The organism is Streptomyces sp. NPDC020299 (assembly GCF_044387825.1).
In the GTDB taxonomy this organism is placed as follows: Bacteria; Actinomycetota; Actinomycetes; order Streptomycetales; family Streptomycetaceae; genus Streptomyces.
This window is the reverse complement of record NZ_JBIRWL010000002.1, coordinates 566,670-584,827: the sequence shown is the minus strand read 5'-3', so window position 1 is coordinate 584,827 and position 18,158 is coordinate 566,670. Positions and strand designations below refer to the sequence as shown.

Sequence of the window (18,158 nt, the reverse complement as noted above, 5' to 3'; positions counted from 1 at the left end):
AGGACGCAGACTGCGCCGCGAGAAGCTCGGCGTCCGTCGCCCACGCCGGTCCCTGGCCGATCGAGCAACCAGACGGCAGTGAGCCCCGGACTGGTCTCCGGGGCTCACGTCATCAGAGCTGCTGAACCAAGCCGGTGGTGGTCACCGTGCTCGGACAGATGCGCCGTAACTGTCGGCCTGGCGGAGCACCGTGGCCTCCCGGGCCGGTGCGGGCCATACCTGGATGAGATACCACTCAGTGACGTCGTCCGGGGCGAGGCCGACGGCGGTGTCCCGGCCCCGCGCGTGGACACGCAGCGGGTAGTCGCGCGGGGCCGTCCAAGGACAGCTCGGGCAGCTCCTCGTCGAGGTCGGCCATCAGGCCGCGCACCAGCAGTTCTCCCGATGCGGAGTGCAGCGAGACTTCGACGATCTCCTCCGAGTCGGCGCCCTCGGGCCGGAGGGCGCCGGTGTGGAAGGTGACGGTGACGTCGACGTCGCCGGTGTGGATGCCCGTGAGGATTGCGGCGATGCCGTCTTGGACCTCGGCCAATCCGTTGTGGTCGGGAGGCAGGTCGGGGCCGACGGAGCCGTCCTCATCTCTGATCCTGAACTGGTGGTAGTGCACAGGCACGAGCTGTTGCCCGTGCGCGGCCTCCTCGTTCATGCGGTATCCCGGATGATCGACGGATTGTTAGTTCTTGATCCAGACGAGGAACTTATCTTTCTCGATGATCCGGTTGTACAGGTAGAAGTTCCCGAGGGCTTTGCCGCCGTTCCGGTTCTGTGCCGCGGGGATCATGCGCCAGCTGAAGTGGCCGCTACCGGTGGACGCACCCTGCCAGGTGGAGGCGAACGGGTACTCGTCGCACTCCTTGCCCGTAGGCCGGTGCCGGCTGGACGGGCACAGTGTTCCAGTCTTTCTTGATCTTCGCCTTGTCCGTGAGGCGTGTCAGGTACTTGTTCGTGCCGTGCTTGCCGGGCAGGTGCTTGGTGTTCTGCGCGTACTCGATGTGCTTGGCGAGTTCGGAGAACTCACCCCTCTTGCTGTACACCATTTCCGGGATGTACGGCATGACGCACCCGATCCTCGAGGTGCCGGGCAGGGCCTTGTCGCAGCGGGCCACTGGTGTGTTCAGTGAGCCCATTCCAACTTGAGACACGACCGATCGCCGCTGTGTCACGGACGTCTGGTAGACCCTGGCTATGACGTTCTTGGCGGTGGTCGAGGGTGATGCGGGCGGATGGCGCATCGATCGGGACGGGCTGACAGAGGCGATCCGTGCCTGGTGGTCCAGGGTCGAGATCGACGGAGTGGGGCTGGCCGTTGCGCAGGTGGGCGAGGGTGAGCAGAGCCTGTCGTCCTGCGTTCAGGCGCCGCCATCGGGTTCCGAGAGCGCGGCGGTGTTCTCTCAGACGGGCGGCGAGGAAACGCAGGGCAGAGCTGGACACGTCGACGCCGGACGGGCAGACAAGCATGCGAAGCCATCTGTCTGTCAGCCCAACCGCCAGCCTGGCGAGTGAGGTTGGAAAGGGCTCAATGAGAGACAGCTGATGTACCAGCTCACAGGGACCGAAACTGCGGGATCCGGACCGGAACGCCCTCGACGGTCCGGGTTCTTGGGTCCACCAGCGGCATCGTTGTGGACGGGCAGCATGTCGCCCGCAGTACGCTCCCCCGAGGCAGCGGGCGGTCAGGCGTCAGGGTCGACTTCGGGGTGCGTGAACCGCACGGGCTTGTCCAGCGACCGGGCGTAGGCGATTTCGGCTCGGGTGCTGTCGCCGATGTAGTCGCCGACTACGAGCACCTCATCAGCGAGCCGGATCTTCGCCCGGTGCAGATCGTCGAGTCGAGCCTTCAGCGCCTCGGCCTCGACAGGATCGGACCAAAGTTCGTGCGGCGACTTCAAATCGCAGCCCGGTTTGACGACAATCTTTCCAGCTTTGGTCTCCCGCAGATCGGCCTTGTTCATCTCGGTCATGAAGCGGGTGGAGCCGCAGATCACGACGATACGCGGGAGGCTCAACAGCTTCTTCGCGTCGGCGAGCCTCTCCTCGGGGGTGAGCAGTTGCGGGTATGACACTGGTTCCTCCTGGTGGTGTGCTCCAAGGGGGGCCTGCGGAGACGAGAACGAGGGTGTCCAAGATCGCTTTGTGACGAACGACGTGGACACCCTCGCGACAGCACTCTATGCAACGACCGACGACACGCTGAAGGAGCATCGCGACCTGGCGCCGTGGCGCCCGCCGGTCGGCATTACGCCCCGCCTGCGCAGGGATGGTCCCATCACCATCTCCGTGCCGACCTCCGGTGAGGGCTGCTCTCCGCGTCCGCGGGGATGGTCCCAACTGCATAAAAGCGGCGGCCTTCCCGTCCGTCTTCCCCGCGCCCGCGGGGGCCTGGCTCGCGCCGGACATCGACCTGGTCCACTTCGACGGCAAGGACGTCCGGGACGGAATGCTGCGGGCATCGATCCGCCGCTCGGTGACGCCCGTGGAGATCACGATCATCGACGACCCGCCCTCACTGGGGAAGCTCACGTCAACGGGCTGGTCGCGGCGGACCAGGTGATCCTGCCGCTGAAGGTCAGCGGACCCGACAAGAAGGCGCTGACAGACCTGCAGGAGACCATCAAGAGCGTCCAGGCCGAGGAGAACCCCGACCTGACGGTGGCGGCCGCCGTGCTGACGGACTGGAGCAAGTCCAAGCACGCCCCGCAGATCGCCGCCACGGTGCGCGGCGACTACCCGGACGTGATGATCGCGCTCGCCCGACGCAACGTGAAGGCCGCGGCTGGTCTTCACATCAACCCCCGGTCTCAGCTCGCCAATACCGGTCCTGCCCGGGCCGCATGAGCCAGCTGATGGCACCGAGAACGAGGCACGATTCCTGGACCGCTCGCGGACGTGATCGTGGACGGCCGAATACCCGTCAGCTGGCCCGAAGACCGACCGCCAGCGTCAGTTCAAGGACCCTGTGTGGCGATGCGAGATCCGGAAACAGCTCCCGCAGCTGCGACATCCGGTACCGGACCGTCTGGGGATGGACGAACAACGCCGCCGCCACCTCGTCCCGCCTGCCCTGGTGCAGCAGCCACGCCCGCAACGTCTCCTCCAGCCGCCGTGCGGTCGCGACAGGCAAGGTCCGCAACGGTGCGAGGGCCCGGGCACGCAGGTCTGCGAACGCGTCAACGTCGGCGCTCAGCAGCAGCTCGGGCAGGTGCTCCTCGGTGTCGCGAATATCAGAGGAGAGGGAGCGCGCGCGTACGGCTCGTGCGTAGGAGGCGGACGCACGAGTCCATGGCCGGGCCGGCCCGACCACGGCGGTGCGGTCGGTCAGCTGCCGCAAGAGATGTGATCGGTCGGCATCGGGGACGAGCAGTACACCGGTGGCGTCCGGCAGATCGTCGAGGACGAGGGTGCTCGGGTCGAGCGCACGGTAGGCAGGCCGGGCCTGGGCGGCGGGCAGCAGGACCGCGGTCAGCGAAACCGGAGGCTGCCAGCCGGCCCGTTGAACAGAGGCCAGCAGCACGTCCGGGCTGGCGCCGGCGAGGAGGTCGCGGGCCAGGTGTTCCAGGTGGCGCTCGTGGGCCCTGCCCCGCGCGGCCAGTTCGTCGGCGTGGCCCGCGGCGCTCGCGGCGGAGAGCTCGTCGATGTAGGCGAAGGTCAGCTCGGCGAACTTGGCGACCTCGGCGGCGGGCAGACCTGCGGGTACGGCACCTGCTGCCAGGCATCGCCAGGCCACGCGGGCGCCGACGCGGTAGGCGCTGAGCAGGGCGTCCATCGAACGGCCGTCGCGCACCTCGCCGCGGCCCAACTCGTAGGCCGCGTCACCGGCGTCACCGCCGGTGGCATTCCCGCTCGCGAGGTCCAGGTAGTGCCCCAGGGCGGTGCGGACGGCTCGGCGGATGGTGCCGCCCATGCGGCCCGAAAGGGCGTTGGCGTAGGGAGGGACCTCGTCGATGATCGCCTGGACGACCTCGTCGGCGGTGGTCTTCAGTACGGCCCGCAGTGCGGTGACCGTCGTCTCATCCAGGGCCAGTTCGCTGGCCCTCTGGATTGCATGGCTCACGTTTCTGTTCCCTGCGAACAATTCAGCCGACCAGATTCACATCCTGCGGTCAGGACTTTACCCCCTGAGGCACAGCAAGCTGGAGTCATGACGAGTGCAGCCCTTCGCAGCAGGGCGTGGAAACTGCTCGAGATGGTCACGACGCCGCTGCTGCCGTCGGACTACCTCGACCTGGTCAGCCCGCTGCGTGCGGGCGCTGACCTGCGTGGGCGCATCGAGGCCGTGTACCCCGAGACGGGTGACGCGGCGACTGTCGTTATCAGGCCGGGACGGGGCTGGCGCGGCCACACAGCCGGTCAGTACGTGCGGATCGGGGTCGACGTCGACGGGGTGCGCCTGTGGCGTGCCTACTCCATCACCTCGCCGACGAACCGCCAGGACGGCCGCGTCACGATCACCGTGAAGGCGATCCCGGACGGCAAGGTCAGTAACCACCTGGTCCGCAGGGCTCAGCCGGGCACGCTGATCCAGCTCGACCAGGCGACCGGTGACTTCGTGCTGCCGCAGGCCAAACCCGGCAAGGTGCTCTACCTGACGGCCGGCAGCGGCATCACGCCCGTGATGGGCATGCTGCGCGACATCGAGTTCGACGACGTCGTCATGGTCCACTGCGCGCCACAGCCGCAAGACGTGATCTTCCGGAACGAACTGCACGACCTGGTCGCGGACAAGAAGCTGCGGCTCACCGAGGTGCACACCGACACGGACGGCGTGCTCGACATCGCCCGTCTCGGCGAACTCGTGCCCGACTGGGCCGAGCGCGAGACCTGGGCCTGTGGGCCCGCGGGCCTGCTCGACGCCGCCGAAGAGCACTGGACCGAGCACGGCGTCCAAGAGCGCCTGCACACCGAACGCTTCCGCCCCAGCATCGTCGTCGCCGGCGACGGCGGCGAGGTCACGTTCAGCGCCACCGGCAAGACCGTCGACGCGGACGGCGCGTCGCCGTTGCTGGACATCGGCGAGGAGGCCGGTGTGCTCATGCCCTCCGGGTGCCGCATGGGCATCTGCTTCGGCTGCGTCACGCCGCTCAAGGCGGGCGCGGTCCGCGACCTGCGCACCGGCGAGATCACCGAGGCCGAGCCGGGCGTCCTCATCCAGACCTGCGTGTCCGCCGCGGCGGGCCCCTGCGACATCGAACGGTAGGAGCACCTTGACCGCCATCGACCCCACCGCCCACCTGACCGCGGAGCAGATCGAGGAGCTCGGCCGCGAACTGGACGCGATCCGCGACGAGGTGATCGCCGGCCGCGGCGAGAAAGACGCCGCCTACATCCGCAAGGTCATCTCGGCGCAGCGCAAGCTCGAGCTGGTGAGCAGGGGCGTGCTGCTGTTCTCGATCTTCCCGCCCGCGTGGGTGATCGGCACCGCCGGTCTGTCCGTGGCGAAGATCATGGACAACATGGAGATCGGCCACAACATCCTGCACGGCCAGTGGGACTGGATGCGGGACCCGAAGATCCACTCCACCACCTGGGAGTGGGATCACGTCTCGCCGGCCGACCAGTGGAAGCACTCGCACAACGAGCTGCACCACACGTACACCAACGTGATCGGCAAGGACAACGACCTCGGCTACGGCATCATGCGCGTCGACGAGGACCAGAAGTGGCACCCCTTCCACCTCGGCCAGCCGCTGTGGAACTTCATCAACGCCTGCTTCTTCGAGTACGGCATCGCAGCGTACGACCTCGAGCTCGGCAAGAACCTGCACAAGCGCCGCCGCAAGAACCCGGAGTTCCGCGCGCGGGCCAAGGCCGTGGGCCGCAAGATCCGCAAGCAGGTACTCAAGGACTACGTGATCCACCCGCTGCTGTCGGGCCCGTCGTTCCTCCCCACGCTCGCCGCCACGTTCACCGCGAACCTGGTCCGCAACATCTGGTCCCACTCGGTGATCATGTGCGGGCACTTCCCCGAGGGCGTGCAGGTCTTCGAGCGCCGGTCGATCAAGGGCGAGACGCGCGGCCAGTGGTACCTGCGCCAGATGATGGGCTCGGCGAACATCAGCGGCAGCAGGGCCATGCACTTCATGACCGGCAACCTCTCCCACCAGATCGAGCACCACCTGTTCCCGGACCTGCCGAGCAACCGGTACGCCGAGGTCGCGGTGAAGGTGCGCGCCCTGTTCGAAAAGTACGAGCTGGAGTACGTCACCGGGCCACTGCCCAAGCAGGTGTTCTCCGCGTGGCACAAGGTCTTCCGGCTCTCGCTGCCGAACAAGAAGCCCAAGGTCGAAACGCCGGACCGCGAGCAGGAGCTCGTCGCCGCCTGATTCCCGGTATTGGTTCAGCTCTCTCGGCCGCTCCGGCGGCACCGACGGGTTCGGTGAGATCCGTTGCGGACGGTGGGCGGCCGCGGGCGCCGGCCGCTTCGTCATCGTGGAGCTGACGGGTATGCCGCTCTGTGATTCGGCTGGGCTGAGTGTCCTGCTCTGGGCCCGCAGTGAAGCCGAGGCCCACGGCGTGGTGCTGGTGCCGGCGTGTGTCCCGGCATCTCTGCGGCGCGTCTTGGAGATGACGGGGGCAGATCAGGTTCTGAGGGTCTTCGAGACGGTTGTCGACGCTCAGGCATACCTGGATGCTTGACGGCCGATGGAACACCATGGTCGGGGCGGAGACATGCGGTTGAAAAGGCCGGGGGCTGCTGTTCCCGGATCCCGAGTTCCGTCGGGACACATATCAGATCCTGTTGGAGGAGCCCGGCCCGGTCGAGCCATATCGTCCTGCGAGCCAGCCTTTCGCAGATCTCTACGGCTTCCTGCTCGGCCTTGAGAGCTTCCTGCGGCTTGCCTAGGTGCGACAGGCTGACACCCAAATGGGACAACGCCGCGGACAAGCCGCGTTCGTATGCTGCGGGCCGGGCCGCGGCCAGCCGCCGCTAGAGGTCTGCGGCCCGCTGCTCGTCCGCCGCAGCCGCCCTCCAGCGCCCTAGCTCCAGCAGGTGACACCGCGATCCCCGAGCACCACCGCAAGCACTGGTTCGTACCTGTCCGTGCTCTGCCGCCACCTGGTCCTCAAGGAGGGCAATGGCCTCTTTGTTGGCGGGAAGTGAGCCTCGACGGATGAGAGGAGGGCAGGATCGAGGTCAACTGCGTCCGCGAGCGCGGTGAGGGCGGCGCTGCCCGCCGCGACGGCGAGAGCGGGATCAGCCCAAACAAGGGTTCTAGACGCGGGGCCAGATGGGGCCAGCGTCCGGGGGCAACCGCGGACGCTAGGAAGGTGATCAGCCGACCGATGTGGGCGGGTGGTTGGCCCTGGGCGGTGCGGGCGCCGAGGGCCTGTGCCGTGGAAGCAGCCCATGCGGCGGGAGGATGTTCACGGCGATAGCGTGGCCGGGAAAGGTGAGAGCGAGGTAGTCCTCGGCGAGTCTGTCGGGGTAGAGGGGTTCCAGAACGGCGCCGGGGTCGGCGGGTGGATAGCAGACGCCGTGGTCGGCCAGCAGCCGAGCGGGATCGGATCTCAGGTCGAGGACGCGGAGCAGAGTGGCACCGCGGTCATACGCCATTGCGCCGGTCAGCGCGGCGGTGAAGACCGTGTGGGCCATCGCCCTCGGGCGGGTGCCGTAGTCCTTGCCCTCGGTGCCGTTTGGCAGGTGACTCCAGACAGACAGGTTGATCTTGAAGACAACCCATCTACCAGGAGCTTCACCTGTTCCCGGACACCACCCCCACGCCAACTCGCATTCTGGTCACCCAAGTTGAAACCGCTCGCTGTCTCTCACAGCCACTGCCACAAACACGAGAGATCGCCGCCAGGCCGCCCGAGCCTCGCACGACCTTGGGTACGGAACTGGACCGTGGAGAAATTTGACTCGATGAGGTTCGTGGTCCGCAGGTGAAGCCGGCCGGTCGTCACAGGACATCGAGGTCGAGCTCAACAACTCACTGAAGCCGCTCGTTTCGCGGACTCCACCCAGGAAAACACGATTGCGTAACCGATACTCATCTTTTTCACCCTGCCTTCGGCTATCCTCCGAAGGATTCCCCAGGGCTGCGCAGGGCCCGCCGGAGCCGGCTTCACCCCAGGACCGGGCGACAACTCACCGGGCGGAATCCCGTGTTCTCCTCCCCGTACCCGATCGCGCCCGACGGCGCCTTCCCGAATTCTCGAAGGAGCATGAATTGCGTGTGAATATGCGTGTTCGACGGCGCCCGCAACTGACGGGGTTACGCGCATTAGCAACAGTTGCGGTGTCCGCGGCCCTCGTCGTGCCCCTCGCTGCGACCCCGTCGAGTGCGAACCCGATCCACGAGAGTGCGGCGGTCCGCGAGAGTGCGGCCGCCGGCCCTCGGACGCTCTCGGCGGTCCGACAGGACGGCACTGCGGAGACACGCGCCCACCTGCGGGAGTTGGCGCGGAAGTTGGTGGAAGAAGGAGTGCCTGGGGTGATCGTGCGGGTGGACGACGGTCACGGCAGACCCATCGAGATCTCCGAGCAGGCCGCCTGGACGAAGAAGGACCATCGGCTCAGGGCGGACGACGAGGTGCGAGAAGCGTCCAACACCAAGACGGTGATGGCCACCCTCGTCCTGCAACTGGTCGCTGAGCACAGACTCGCCCTCGCCGACCCGGTCGACAAGTGGCTGCCCGGCCAGGTGCGCAACGGCAGAGCGATCACCCTGCGCATGCTGCTCAACCACACCAGCGGGTTGTTCGACTACACCGAGGACCCCGCCCTCGCACCGGCCCTCACCGGCCGGGACTCCCACCTATGGACATCGACGGAAATCCTGAGCCTGGTGAGCAGACACCCGGCACTGTTCGAGCCCGGCACCGAGTGGTCGTACAGCAACACCAACTACATCGCGATCGGCGCCGTCCTGGAGAAGGCCACCGGTAAGAACCTTGCGGCGCTGGTACGGGACCGCATCGCCGGACCCCTGGGGCTCCGGCACACCTTCTACGCCACCGGCTCCGCCTGGCACGACCGGCACGCGCACGGCTACGAACCTGACGCCGCCCACATGCCACCGGACGTCCCCGACGAGTTCAGGAACTACGCCGGACCGCAGCACGACGACCACGTGGACGTCACCGGCGACTACGTCACGGCCGACGGAGCGGATGCCGCGATCGTGTCCACCGCCGGTGACTGGTCCCGTTTCTACGGCGCGCTGATGTCGGGCCGCCTGCTGCCCGCCGCCCAACTGGCCGAGATGCGCACCACCGTGCCGGAGAGCGGGCCGGGGGACCCGGACGACCTCGGCTACGGGTTGGGCATCGAGACGGCGAAGACCGACTGTGGCACGGTCTGGGACCACGTCGGCGTCGTCCCGGGCTATGCGACCTACAACGTCACCGACTCCACCGGCCATCGCACGGCCGCCTTCTTCTTTGCCACGTCCACTCTCATCAAGCAGGCGCACCAGACCGGCGCGGCCCTGATGGACGCGGTCAACTGCGCCATGTTCGACTGACCTGTGCGTTTCCGTGGGAGTCGCCTACCGAGATCAACCTGTCAGCCACCCTGCGCCATATCTCCCGCCTGCTGGCCACCCGACGCCGGGAGCGGGGCACGCGGTGGCGCCGACTGAGCGCGGTCCGTCAGGCCCTGCTGGCCCTGGTCCACCTGCGGTGCGGCCACACCTATGCCCAGCTCGCAGCCGGGTTCGGCGTCGGGATCGCCACCGTCTACCGCTACATCGCCGAGGCGGTCGAGGTCCTGGCAGTCGTCGCCCCGGACCTCGACGCGGCTACCCTCGCCTGCGCACGAAGGCCTTCGTCATCCTCGATGGCACTCTGCTTCCCATCGACCGGGTCGCCGCCGACCGGCCGTACTGCTCCGGGAATCACAAGAAGCACGACATCAAGGCCGCCCGTACCCTCGGCATCATCGACGCCCTGGCCGAGGCCGACGTGCGCTGCTGGGCCGATAGGGGACACCAGGGTGCCGGCGGCACCGTGCGTGTCCCCTACCGCACCCGCTGGGAGAACATCTCCGCAGGCCAGCAGGCCAGCAGGCCGTCAACGTCTCCCACGCCGACGTTCCCCACATGACGTCGCCGCCGCACCGATACCGGCACGAGCGCGGCGGCCCCGCCGACGCGCAACCGGCCCAGCGCGCGTATGACAGCCCATGGTGGCCGAGGGCTGGGGCAAGTCGCAGGGAAGCCAGGGTTATCGCACTCCTTGGGCGGAACGTCGGCAACGATTTCGGTCTGGTGACCGCCGGGAAGGACGAAGCCGAGCCCGTCGCGCGGCAGGCAGGCGGTCGCGGCCGCGTGGCGTCGAGACCGTCGCCGAAACACCGACCGCCTGGCGTAGGGCGGCGGATGTCCCTGAACGTCATGGCGGCCTGATTTCGCCGGACCGTGGGGGTGGGGTGAGCGCGGACGCGCTCGGGGTCCGCGGATCTGGGTCGCTTACCCCGCTCCGGCGCATGCTTCCGCCTCTGCCAGGTACCGGGCCACCGGGCCCAGGGTCAGCATTCCGCTAGCGGCACCGGCGTGTTCTGCGCAGGCATCGCGCAGGGCAGCCGCGGCGTGCGTGGCGATTTTGCGCTCGTCGAGGCGTACGGCGGCGCGGGCGGTCAGGCACCACATGGCCTCCTGCATGTGGTCACGCGGTGGTTCGGGCACCGCGGCGAGGGCGGTTCGGGCCTCCTCACCCCGGTCCTGGGCGAGGAGCACGAGAGGTCGCGCCCAGGGTCGGTACGGGCCCCAGTCGAGGTGCGGGTCGGTGGGCGCGGGCCGGTCGTGCAGCAGACGCAGTCCCAATAGGGCGAGCGGGAACAGGCCGCGGTGCAGCCCTGGCATTCCGGCCGTCCGGAGGGCGTCTTCGGCAGCGCGGTAGTGCGCTGCGGCCGTGGCGGCGGTCGGTCCGCCGGGTTCGGTGCTGCGGGCGGCCGTGACCCGGGCCCTGAACCACCCGGTGAGGACGGAGACAAGGGGCGCTTCGGTGGTGACGGCGAGCTGGTCGGCTGCATGGGCGTGCGAGGTCGCGGCGTGGAGGTCGCCGAGGGCCGAGGCGGATTGCAGGCGGACGAGTCGGCCGAGTATGGCGAAGTTCGGCAGCTCGTGCCGGGTGGCCAGGTCGAGGATCTCGGCGCCGGTCCTGTCTCGTGCCGCCGCGAGCCCGGGGCGGGTGAAGGACTGCAGGAATACCCCGTTGAGGGCGAAGGCCAGCAGGGCAGGATCGGCCAGGTCCCGTGCCAGCACCGCGGCTTGATTCGCCGCCTGCCGCGCGCGCTTCAGCTCGGTCCCGGACAGATCGGCGCTGCGGCTCTCGGTGGCGATTGTGGCCAGGAGGCGGGCGGACAGGTCGGCGGGGCCGTCTGAGCCGAGCGCTGTGAGCGTGCGCTCGGCAGCCGCGACGACGGCGCGGGACTGCTCGGGGTCGTCGGCCCGGCTCCAGAGGGCGGGCACGTCGTAGGCTCCGATGATCCGGGCGGTCAGGAAGAGGTCTCCCGTGCGTTCTGCCGCCAGGATGGCGGCGAGGCGGTCGCGCCGCGAGTGGACGAGGGCGTCGCCACCCGCCAGTGCGAGGGTGCGGGCCAGATCCACGGTGGTGCGCGGGCCGAGCCGGACACCATGGCCGGTCCACGTGGTACATGCTCCTTCGGGTAGCGCGGACCCGTTGAGGATGTCAGCCTCCAGGCGCTGAAGGCCGGCACCGAGGTCGAGTCCGAGTTGGTCAACGAGCATCGCGCGGGCGCGGCGGAGGGTGGCCAGCGCGTCGGCCTGGCGGCCCGCGCGGTACAGCGCGCGGGCAAGCAGCCCCCAGGCCGGCTCGCGCCACGGCTGTTCGGCGACGTGGGCACCCAGTTCGGCGACGAGATCGGCCCCTCCCCCGGAGTCGAGGAGGATGCGGGCGCGCAGTTCCACCCCCTCCAACCTCAACTCCTCCAGCCGGGTCCGCTCGCGCTGCGCCCATGCGGAGCCGGTCACATCGGCGTAGGCGGGTCCGCGCCAGCTCGCGAGTGCCGCGCCGAGGTCGGTCACCGCGTCGGGGTTACGGCGGGCTCGGGCCAGGATGTCCTGGAACCGATGGACGTCCACGTCCTCGCGCGGCAGGCGCAGCGCGTAGCCGGGACCTTCGGTGACGATGACGCGCGGCGGATCGCGGGGCGGCCGGTCGGGTTCGAGGGCGCGGCGCAGCGCGGCGACGAACGTACGCAGAGCGCCCACGGCGCGGGCCGGCGGATCGGTCCACAGGTCATCGACAAGGGTGTCGGTGGTGACCATCCGTCCCTCAGCGGCGACGAGCCGGGCGAGTACCTCTCGATGGCGGGGCCCGCCCAGGTCAACCGAGCTGCCGTCGTCACGGAGGGCCCGCACCACGCCGAGCACGTCGATTCGCATGTCCCCATCCTCCGTGCCGGGGATCGGCTGCGCCCAACCGTACTGATCGGCTGCTGATCGGCGTCGCCCAAGCTGATCCGGTCACGTCCCCGACCCGAAAGGATGGTCCCTCATGACGCTCACCATCCCCGGCTTCGATCACATCCGCCTGCCCGGTGCGGACGGTGTGGAGCTGGCTGCCGCCGTCGGAGGCAGCGGCACCCCGGTCGTGCTGTTGCACGGATTTCCCCAGACCCACCTGATGTGGCGACACGTCGCCGAGCGGCTCGCCGACGAGCACACCGTAATCTGTCCTGACCTGCGGGGCTACGGAGCCAGCGGCAAGCCGCCGGCCATCGGCCCCGATGTGTACGCCAAGCGCACCATGGCCGCCGACGTCGTGACCCTGGCGGCGGCGCTCGGCCACGAGCGCTTTGCCCTCGTCGGCCACGATCGGGGCGCCCTGGTCGCCTTCCGGGCGGGGTTGGACCACCCTGAAACCATCACGCACCTAGGCATCCTCGACATCGTGCCGACACTCGACATGTGGAACGTCCTGCATGGCGCTTCGGCGGCGGTCGGCTACCACCTGTTCCTGATGGCGCAGCCGCCGGGCCTGCCGGAGGCGATGATCGCGGGCAGTGCGGACGCGTTCTTCGGCTCGTTCCTCAAGGCCTGGGCCAACGACCCGACCGCCATACCCGAGGAGGTGCGTGCCGAATACCTGCGGGCGAGCGCCGCGGCAGTGACGTCGATCGTCGCGGACTACCGGGCCTCGGCGGGCATCGACGTCATACACGACCAGGCGGACCTCGACGCCGGGTCGCAGCTGGCCATGCCCGTGACGGTCGTCCAGCAGGACTGGGGCGCGCAACTGGGCTACGACGCTGCCGGGGTGTGGAAGGCGTGGGCGCCGGACCTGGACCACCGGCTGACCCGAGCGGGGCACTTCATGGCAGAGGAGGCACCCGACGAGATCGCGGCGGCGATCCAGGGCCTACTGGCCCGCTGAGCCAGACGGGCCAGCGACATGTTCATCGGCGCGGAGGACACATGAGCAGCAGACCGCGTTTCCCTGGACCGAGCGACAAGGTGGGCACGTCCACCGCCGACGCCGACTCCACCGGCACCGGCACCGGCACCGGCACCGGCCGGAGAACGTGGGAGCCGTTCATCGACACCTGGAACGACCGCGTGGAAGACCTGTACCCCTGCCGGAATTCACCGTTTCCACGGTCGACAACTTCCAGGGAACCATGCGCTCAGTGACCCTGCGGGACACCGCCGTCAACGAATTCTGGGATGGAGGTAGTGGTATGGGACAGCGACCCGGTGCTGCCCGTGGCCCGGGCCGCCGATGGGCCGGGTGGTCCAGCACGGGCTGGAGATCGTGATGGCCGTCGCCCAGGGCTTTGAGGCACAGCGGGAGCCGGTCGGTAAACGCATCGCCGCCCGTATCGCGCTCCTGGACGAACCGGGCAGCAGCATCACCGGCCGCCGCCCCGCCTGCTCCCGCTGCGGTCACCTCCTGTGGGCGAGGGCGACGTCGAGTTCGGCCAGGACCGTCCCGGGCAAGGCCGCGCCCTGCGCGTGCTTGATGATCTGCTCGGCGATCGAGAACAGCTCCGCCTGTTCAAGCAGACCCTCGGGGGGACAAAACCGCGGCTTCGCAATCCGGAGGCGGCCGATCGGTGGACATGCCTGGTGATTGCCGTCTGTGCCCAGCTACGGCTGGCCCGTCCGCTTGCCGCGGACCTGCGGCAGCCCTGGGAGAAGCCTGCCGAACCGATCAGGCTCACGCCCGCCCGCGTGCGGCGACGGTTCAGCCACCTCCGTACGAAGACCAGCTCCCCGGCCGCTGCACCCAAACCGACGCGTCCCGGTCCCGGGCGGCCGCCCGGCTCGAAGAACCGCCGTCCGGCCATCCGGCACGATGTGGGCCGGGTCCTCGCCACTGGCGAGGCCTATGCTCGCCCGTCCCACCACAGGAGAGGGACGAAGCCTTGGCGAACTGCATAAAACAGCAGCTCAGAGCACCAGCCAGAGGTCGGCGGGGTCTGTCTTCGCCAGAATGAGTCACATGGCCGTAGACAAGGACGCAGCGTTCACACTGCCGCGAGGCGCCACGGGCTTCCTCCAGCCGAAGGACGGGCCGCTACCGGAAACCGACCAGCGGGCGTTTCGGGCAGCGCTGTATGCAGCGGCCCGGGCGGCCAAAGGCCATGTGGGCGCGATGGAGGAACAGACGTACCCCCGTACGTTCCATACCGCGACGGTCATCGAGGACACAGGAGTGCATCATCCGGTGCCACGTCCACCACCCCTGGATCGCATTCGCACAGGAACGCCGGGACTGGTACACCGAGGAGTTCCTCGCACCGCCACCGTGGGCCCATTTCTTTGCCGACCTGGGGTTTGCAGTGCTTGACGGCGCGCAGCTCACTCTGTCGCTCTCGGACATCGACACCTCGCTCCTAACCCACGGCGAATGGCGCGAAGTTCGCTTCTACGGCATCACGACATTGGGCGGAGTGCTCTTCAACGCATGGGACTGACGTCAACCAAGGCTCCGAGCTCGATGCTGGACGACAAATGTCAAGCTCATGCGCAGCCATCGCTGCTCCGGCCACGCGGGCGCAGCCCATCTGTCCGCACATGCGCACGGCCCGCCGCCGACTGCCGTGTGCTGACGCGGCCGTGTCTTTTCCCAAGGGGACTGCAGCAGTGGCGTCCGGCGCCCTCATCAGGGCCGCTCGGGTACCGCCTGTTGGAAGTCGGTGGGCGGTGTATCGGGAAACAGGCGGGCAAGGTCGAAGGTGTCGGGGCTGAGGTCGGCGGCCAGGAGCAGCAGCCGCAGCGGCTGCTCACGCAGGCCTGTCACGGTCGTCCGGCGGTCCGGGCCGTCAACAGGGGTGTGGTCGAAGAGGAGGTGGAGGCCGACGACGTCCATGAAGGGCGTCTGGTGCAGGTCCCACAGCAGGTCGGTCACGTGTGCCGGCAGCACATCGACGGCGGCGCGCAGCGGGCGCAGGGTGTCGAAGTCGATGTCCCCGCGCAGTGTGATGCGTGCGGAGGTGCCGTCGATGGTGGTGATGATGTTCATGCTGGGCGCGCCCCCTTCCGGGGGTTGATGAGCCCAAAGGCGAAGCACCCCCGAGGAGAGGGGGTCTACGACGATGGCGGGGGGCCGGGTGCCCTGGATGGGGGCAACGCCCGGCTCCCCGAAAGGCCGGCACCCGCGGGTGCCGGCCGGTCTCGGGTCTTCCCACCGTCGCACACTCCCGCCTCCACCCGCGACTCCCCGAAGGGCAAACGTTCTGCGCAGCCCGTGCCACCAGGACCGTTGGCCGGCAGGCTGGGCGCGCCTGTTGCGTGGGCTTGCCCAGTCGGCGCTGAGAAGCCATCCGCTTCCCGATCGATGGGCCGTCGGTTCGAATGCGGGTTCCTGGCGGTGTGCAGCCGGATGGCGCGAAGGTGAGCGGACCGGGCGATGAGGGTGCCGAAACAGCAGCTGTTGCGCGCCGACTCCGCGCATTCCGTAACCGGCTGATCAGGCGCCCTCTGGCGGGTGTTCCTCCTGCCGAGTGCCGGCTTGTGCGGTGTCCGGGTGGGACGGATTCCAGAGCCGGCGGGTGCACGCCTTCGCCCGACGCTGGCAGGCGGCCGGTCTGGTCGCCGAGCTCCACACCGGCCCCGCGACCGGGTGCGCGCGAAGGTTGGCCGCAGCCCGGATCCGAGTGCGGCGATCGTGGACTCGCAGTCGGTCCGGGCAGCGGCGAGCATCCCGAGGTGTCAGGCGCAGCCATCCTCCTGCCTCGGTGACGGCCCGGTGTGCGGTGACGAAGAGGTTGACGCCGCTGGAGTCCATGAAGGCGATCTGGCGCATGTCGATGACGATGCGGGGCCGGACGGTGTCGGAGAGGTCCAGGGCCTGCCTGAGCTCGTCGCTGGTGTGGTGGTCGATCTCTCCGGCCAGGGTCAGCACGCGGATGCCGTCGGTGGTGGCGGATACGACTTGCAGCCCACCGGGCTGCGGTGTCCGCCCGGCTCCTTCGTTCTCCGCCATTGGTCCCGCTGCCATGCCGGTGGTACTGCCACCCTGAAACTTCGCCCCGAGTGCTGCCCTGAACGGTTCGGATCATGCCCCGATGTGACAGAGCCGACACAGGGACCGAGGAGCTGTACCGGTCAGATGCGGGTACGCGCGCGGGGTGTGGACGTGGTGGCGAAGGCGGCCGGCATGGAATCAGTGCCTTTGGGTGAGGACGGCGTGACGCCTCAGGCGCAGGCCATACAGACCACGGTGGCCTTGGACGGGGACGGCACCTGCATCGCTCAGGCACGCCATCTGGCTGCGGACTTCCTTGCCCGGGTGCAGGCCGAGCACGGGCTGCCGGTCTCCGAGCGCGCCATGGATGTGACGCAGTTGGTGGTGAGTGAGCTGGTCACCAACACCTGCAAGTACGCGCCGGGCCCGGTCCTGATGGATCTGCGGATCACCGGTGACCTGGTGGAGGTAGTCGTGTGGGACTCCGATCCAGTGCTGCCGTTGGCAAGGTCCGCGGATGCCGGACGCGTCGGACAGCACGGGCTGGAGATCGTGATGGCCCTCGCCCACGGCTTCGAGGCGCAACGTGAGCCGGTCGGCAAACGCAACACCGCCCGCATCGCGATGCTGGACGACCCAGGCGGCGCGCCCACCGGCCGCCGACCCCAGTAAGAACTCCGAACAGAATGATCAGCGCCCGCTCTTCTCGGGGGACCCTCCGAGCAGGGCTGAGCATGGCCGAACCCGGCACCGGCGGCAAAGACAGCCGCTGCAGCCGATCGGCGAGGATCTCGTCTTCCAGGGCACTTCCCGCATGGCCCACGCCGGGCAGCAGGCACTCCCACATGGCGTCGAGCACGTCCTGAGCCTCCCCTTGCGCAGTCACGGCGACCACGAGATCGTGCGACGGGACCACCACGCACTGCTGTCCGAAGGAACCATGACCGTGGTACCCGTGACGCGACATCCAGAACTGGTAGCCGTAACCACAGGAGAAGTCGGCGTCGTCCGATCCGTCGTCCTTGAACGGCACGCAGTCGATGTGCCGTCTGGTCGCGAGCTCAACCCATTCGCGCGGGATGAGTTGCTGGTCACCCCAGTGGCCTCCACGCAGCAACAGCTCCCCAAACGCGGCGACAGCCTCGGTCGTGAGGTGCAGTCCATGGAATCCGAAGGCGGCACCGCTCTTCACCCGGTCCCATTCGGCGTGGTCGACGCCCATCGGCTTGAAGATGCGCTCGTCGAGGAACTCCGGCAGAGCGCAGCCCGTGACCCGTTCCACCATCCGGGCCAGGATGAAGGTGGTTGAGTTGTCGTAGGCGTGCCGCGTTCCCTCGGCTGCGGCAAACGGCAAGCGCAAGAAGCCCTTCACCAAGTCGTCGGGTTCCAGTTCCCAGGCCTCGGCGAGACTGTCCGTGAGACGCCCCGCTGTCATGGACAACAGGTGGTGAACGGTGATGCGGCTGCCTTGCTCCGAGACGTCGGCTGGGACGTGGTCGGGCAATACGTCCACCACTCGATCGCCCAGCGAGAGTAGCCCGTCGGCGATCACGAGCCCCACGGCGACCGAGGTGAACGACTTGGTCAGCGAGTAGAGAAGGTGCGGGCGTTCGGCAGAGTACGGCGCCCACCAGCCTTCGGCGACGACGTGACCGTGGCGTACTACCATGAGGGAGTGGCACTCGACGGATCGTGCTTCGAGCCGATCCAGCAGCGCGGCGATCGACCGGGACGACAACCCCGAGGCGGCCGGTGTCGAGCGCGGCAGCAGGGCACGCTGAGAA

General features: G+C 68.6%; 17 protein-coding genes and 6 pseudogenes. 12 read left to right on the top strand and 11 right to left on the bottom strand.

Features of this window, described 5'->3' with window-relative positions; genetic code table 11:
- Positions 1 to 235: 235 nt before the first annotated feature.
- From ACH45E_RS06890 to ACH45E_RS06875, 4 genes and pseudogenes are all read right to left on the bottom strand, one after another.
- The gene (locus tag ACH45E_RS06890; RefSeq protein ID WP_361443880.1) at positions 236 to 646 is read right to left on the bottom strand and encodes a hypothetical protein; all 411 of its coding nucleotides are present in this window, start codon (positions 644 to 646) and stop codon (positions 236 to 238) included.
- 27 nt (positions 647 to 673) lie between these two features.
- On the bottom strand, positions 674 to 889 hold the full coding sequence (locus ACH45E_RS06885; protein WP_361444906.1) for a NucA/NucB deoxyribonuclease domain-containing protein: 216 nt from the start codon (positions 887 to 889) through the stop codon (positions 674 to 676).
- Positions 801 to 1,055 carry a hypothetical protein gene (locus ACH45E_RS06880; RefSeq protein ID WP_361444967.1) on the bottom strand — a complete coding sequence of 85 codons (255 nt, stop codon included), beginning with the start codon at positions 1,053 to 1,055 and terminating at the stop codon, positions 801 to 803. Before ACH45E_RS06880 ends, ACH45E_RS06885 begins: the two co-directional genes overlap by 89 nt.
- 235 nt (positions 1,056 to 1,290) lie before the next feature.
- Positions 1,291 to 1,458, bottom strand: a pseudogene (locus ACH45E_RS06875) (IS5/IS1182 family transposase); the annotation flags it as partial.
- 95 nt (positions 1,459 to 1,553) lie between these two features.
- On the opposite strand from ACH45E_RS06875, the pseudogene ACH45E_RS06870 reads away from it, so the two are divergent.
- A pseudogene (locus ACH45E_RS06870) lies at positions 1,554 to 1,667 on the top strand (FHA domain-containing protein); the annotation flags it as partial.
- A gap of 6 nt (positions 1,668 to 1,673) precedes the next feature.
- Here the strand turns inward: ACH45E_RS06870 and ACH45E_RS06865 are convergent.
- Positions 1,674 to 2,063, bottom strand: coding sequence for a hypothetical protein (locus tag ACH45E_RS06865; RefSeq protein WP_361443883.1), 390 nt, complete (start codon positions 2,061 to 2,063; stop codon positions 1,674 to 1,676).
- A gap of 227 nt (positions 2,064 to 2,290) precedes the next feature.
- On the opposite strand from ACH45E_RS06865, the gene ACH45E_RS06860 reads away from it, so the two are divergent.
- Both ACH45E_RS06860 and ACH45E_RS06855 read left to right on the top strand, forming a co-directional pair.
- Positions 2,291 to 2,551, top strand: coding sequence for a hypothetical protein (locus ACH45E_RS06860; RefSeq protein WP_361443886.1), 261 nt, complete (start codon positions 2,291 to 2,293; stop codon positions 2,549 to 2,551).
- The gene (locus ACH45E_RS06855; RefSeq protein WP_361443889.1) at positions 2,548 to 2,835 is read left to right on the top strand and encodes a hypothetical protein; all 288 of its coding nucleotides are present in this window, start codon (positions 2,548 to 2,550) and stop codon (positions 2,833 to 2,835) included. Before ACH45E_RS06860 ends, ACH45E_RS06855 begins: the two co-directional genes overlap by 4 nt.
- 76 nt (positions 2,836 to 2,911) lie before the next feature.
- Here ACH45E_RS06855 and ACH45E_RS06850 read toward each other — a convergent pair whose 3' ends face one another.
- On the bottom strand, positions 2,912 to 4,051 hold the full coding sequence (locus ACH45E_RS06850) for a helix-turn-helix domain-containing protein (RefSeq protein ID WP_361443892.1): 1,140 nt from the start codon (positions 4,049 to 4,051) through the stop codon (positions 2,912 to 2,914).
- Between the two features lie 87 nt (positions 4,052 to 4,138).
- On the opposite strand from ACH45E_RS06850, the gene ACH45E_RS06845 reads away from it, so the two are divergent.
- From ACH45E_RS06845 to ACH45E_RS06835, 3 genes are read left to right on the top strand one after another with little or no spacing between them, the layout of a single operon-like run.
- Positions 4,139 to 5,194: a ferredoxin reductase gene (locus ACH45E_RS06845; RefSeq protein ID WP_361443895.1), complete on the top strand. Its 1,056-nt coding sequence runs from the start codon at positions 4,139 to 4,141 to the stop codon at positions 5,192 to 5,194.
- A gap of 7 nt (positions 5,195 to 5,201) precedes the next feature.
- Positions 5,202 to 6,320, top strand: a complete 1,119-nt coding sequence (locus ACH45E_RS06840) for an acyl-CoA desaturase (RefSeq protein ID WP_361443898.1) — start codon at positions 5,202 to 5,204, stop codon at positions 6,318 to 6,320.
- A gap of 58 nt (positions 6,321 to 6,378) precedes the next feature.
- Positions 6,379 to 6,633, top strand: a complete 255-nt coding sequence (locus ACH45E_RS06835) for an STAS domain-containing protein (protein WP_361444909.1) — start codon at positions 6,379 to 6,381, stop codon at positions 6,631 to 6,633.
- Between the two features lie 637 nt (positions 6,634 to 7,270).
- Here ACH45E_RS06835 and ACH45E_RS06830 read toward each other — a convergent pair.
- Complete coding sequence (locus ACH45E_RS06830) at positions 7,271 to 7,591, bottom strand: hypothetical protein (protein WP_361443901.1); 321 nt, start codon at positions 7,589 to 7,591, stop codon at positions 7,271 to 7,273.
- A gap of 841 nt (positions 7,592 to 8,432) precedes the next feature.
- Here ACH45E_RS06830 and ACH45E_RS06825 point away from each other — a divergent pair.
- Positions 8,433 to 9,464, top strand: a complete 1,032-nt coding sequence (locus tag ACH45E_RS06825) for a serine hydrolase domain-containing protein (protein WP_361443903.1) — start codon at positions 8,433 to 8,435, stop codon at positions 9,462 to 9,464.
- Positions 9,461 to 10,002, top strand: a pseudogene (locus ACH45E_RS06820) (transposase family protein); the annotation flags it as partial. The gene ACH45E_RS06825 and the pseudogene ACH45E_RS06820, both read left to right, overlap by 4 nt.
- A 407-nt stretch (positions 10,003 to 10,409) precedes the next feature.
- Here ACH45E_RS06820 and ACH45E_RS06815 read toward each other — a convergent pair.
- Positions 10,410 to 12,347, bottom strand: a complete 1,938-nt coding sequence (locus ACH45E_RS06815; RefSeq protein WP_361443906.1) for an AfsR/SARP family transcriptional regulator — start codon at positions 12,345 to 12,347, stop codon at positions 10,410 to 10,412.
- A gap of 112 nt (positions 12,348 to 12,459) precedes the next feature.
- Between ACH45E_RS06815 and ACH45E_RS06810 the strand changes: the two genes are divergently transcribed.
- From ACH45E_RS06810 to ACH45E_RS06800, 3 genes and pseudogenes are all read left to right on the top strand, one after another.
- Entirely contained in the window at positions 12,460 to 13,338 is an 879-nt protein-coding gene (locus ACH45E_RS06810; RefSeq protein ID WP_361443909.1) for an alpha/beta hydrolase, read from the top strand.
- 290 nt (positions 13,339 to 13,628) lie between these two features.
- Positions 13,629 to 13,830, top strand: a pseudogene (locus tag ACH45E_RS06805) (ATP-binding protein); the annotation flags it as partial.
- A gap of 122 nt (positions 13,831 to 13,952) precedes the next feature.
- A pseudogene (locus tag ACH45E_RS06800) lies at positions 13,953 to 14,345 on the top strand (transposase); the annotation flags it as partial.
- Between the two features lie 724 nt (positions 14,346 to 15,069).
- Here the strand turns inward: ACH45E_RS06800 and ACH45E_RS06795 are convergent.
- A complete protein-coding gene (locus ACH45E_RS06795; RefSeq protein WP_361443912.1) occupies positions 15,070 to 15,429 on the bottom strand; it encodes a hypothetical protein in 360 nt (119 codons plus the stop codon).
- A 447-nt stretch (positions 15,430 to 15,876) separates the two neighbouring features.
- Entirely contained in the window at positions 15,877 to 16,407 is a 531-nt protein-coding gene (locus tag ACH45E_RS06790; protein WP_361443915.1) for an STAS domain-containing protein, read from the bottom strand.
- Between the two features lie 159 nt (positions 16,408 to 16,566).
- Between ACH45E_RS06790 and ACH45E_RS06785 the strand changes: the two genes are divergently transcribed.
- Positions 16,567 to 17,046 (top strand): ATP-binding protein, encoded by a 480-nt coding sequence (locus ACH45E_RS06785; RefSeq protein ID WP_361444912.1) that lies wholly within the window; start codon positions 16,567 to 16,569, stop codon positions 17,044 to 17,046.
- Positions 17,047 to 17,299: 253 nt separating this feature from the next.
- Here the strand turns inward: ACH45E_RS06785 and ACH45E_RS06780 are convergent.
- Positions 17,300 to 18,043 (bottom strand): annotated as a pseudogene (locus ACH45E_RS06780) (serine hydrolase domain-containing protein); the annotation flags it as partial.
- Between the last annotated feature and the right edge of the window lie 115 nt (positions 18,044 to 18,158).